This is a genomic window from Flavobacterium denitrificans DSM 15936 (assembly GCF_000425445.1).
Classification (GTDB): domain Bacteria; phylum Bacteroidota; class Bacteroidia; order Flavobacteriales; family Flavobacteriaceae; genus Flavobacterium; species Flavobacterium denitrificans.
The window spans coordinates 1-1,408 of record NZ_AUDL01000026.1; the positions used below are offsets into that span (position 1 = coordinate 1).

Annotated in this window: 2 protein-coding genes; both read right to left on the reverse strand. The window is 32.3% G+C overall.

Annotated elements, in window-relative coordinates:
* Window positions 1-195 precede the first annotated feature (195 nt).
* The gene (locus H600_RS0111685; protein WP_157509914.1) at window positions 196-645 is read right to left on the reverse strand and encodes a hypothetical protein; all 450 of its coding nucleotides are present in this window, start codon (window positions 643-645) and stop codon (window positions 196-198) included.
* Between the two features lie 183 nt (window positions 646-828).
* A complete protein-coding gene (locus tag H600_RS0111690; protein WP_035108615.1) occupies window positions 829-1,293 on the reverse strand; it encodes a hypothetical protein in 465 nt (154 codons plus the stop codon).
* Between the last annotated feature and the right edge of the window lie 115 nt (window positions 1,294-1,408).

Below are 1,408 nucleotides of genomic sequence, written 5' to 3' on the forward strand. Positions count from 1 at the left end.
TTTTTAGTATTCAGCAAAATTTGGCTTTTCTGCGCAATTTTGGTTCAACTTGCCTGTAACGTTCTGGTACTACAGCGGGTTTGGGACTAAATTAAACCCTATTTTCGGATTTGCCAAATCATCCCAAATACAAGACCATTTTTCCATTAAGCCTATTGCCCAAATCCGTTGTAGTAGCTGTTGGCGGTAGTGCGTTTATTCTGCGATTGTTGTTTCGGTGTGATATTCAAAAAAATAGCTAAAAATAATTAAAATTGGTAAAGCAAGCCAAGCAGTAAAAGCAAACTCAATTCCATTTTGACCACCGCTACCGTAACATAAAGTATTTCCATTTGTAAAAAGTGAAGCAAGGCTAGCTTGTATGAAGATATATTCAAACAAATTAAATAAAATTAAGTTTGTCTTTAATTTTTGATAAGTCTCCGTTGATTTTCCATCTAGATATCTAAAAAATAAAATAGGTAATAAAATCATTCCAATCCAAGTTCCAGTCCAAATTAATTTCCACGAATTCGCACATTCAATTCCAATTTCGGTTAAAAGCATTTGGATGCCCAATAATAAAATTGCAGTGAATCCAGGTATAAAAAATCCAATTAGACAGAAAATCATTGTGGCTTTTAAGTATCTATATTGATATTTCATTTTTAAATTTTAATACTTGATTCGTTATTTACGCTGGCATTACCGCCAACGTTCCCGCGCTACAAGCAGTTTGGGACTAAATTAAGCCCATTATTCGGATTAGCCAAAACTTCCAAATACAAAATCAATTTCAAATTAAGCCTAATACCCAAATTGCTTGTAGCGTGTGTTATGCGTAGCCAGTTATTTCGATATGTATTTCTCTTGATTTTTTAATCTCTTCTGCTCGAAGTAATATGCTCCTTTTCGTAAAGTCAGTTTATTTTCTTTTATGAGAAATAAGTGAAACTGTTCGTGGGTTTCTTTTTCTTCAGCCATTAACACAATAACATTTTTATTCGCATCTATTACATCATATTTATGCATTCCCCAAGTAAGTATACTGTCTGAACTAACTTTCCATTTTTTAGGGCCAATTATTAAATCACCGTCTGTATTAAAATTTTCTAAATTTCCATTCTCGTTTCTCAACAAATTATCTGAAGTTTTATTTTTATTAAACCTCCAAAAAGAATAATTAGGTTGATTTTGGGAATAAATAACCCAACAGTCATTTTCACTATTTATAAAGTTTTCTTCTAAATCATTTTGTTTGGAACATCCAAAAACGCATATTATTTGAAGTATTATGATAACGGTTTTTCTCATTTTTTTGTCTGGTTGCGCATAACGTCTTGGCACTACAGCGGGTTTGGGACTAAATTAAGCCCTATTTTCGGATTTGCCAATTCATCCCAAATACAAAACCATCATTCCATTAAGC

Excerpts from the sequence above, each read along its gene's own strand:
- H600_RS0111685 (WP_157509914.1), bottom strand. The coding sequence starts at position 645 with ATGAAATATCAATATAGATACTTAAAAGCCACAATGATTTTCTGTCTA.
- H600_RS0111690 (WP_035108615.1), bottom strand. The coding sequence starts at position 1,293 with ATGAGAAAAACCGTTATCATAATACTTCAAATAATATGCGTTTTTGGA.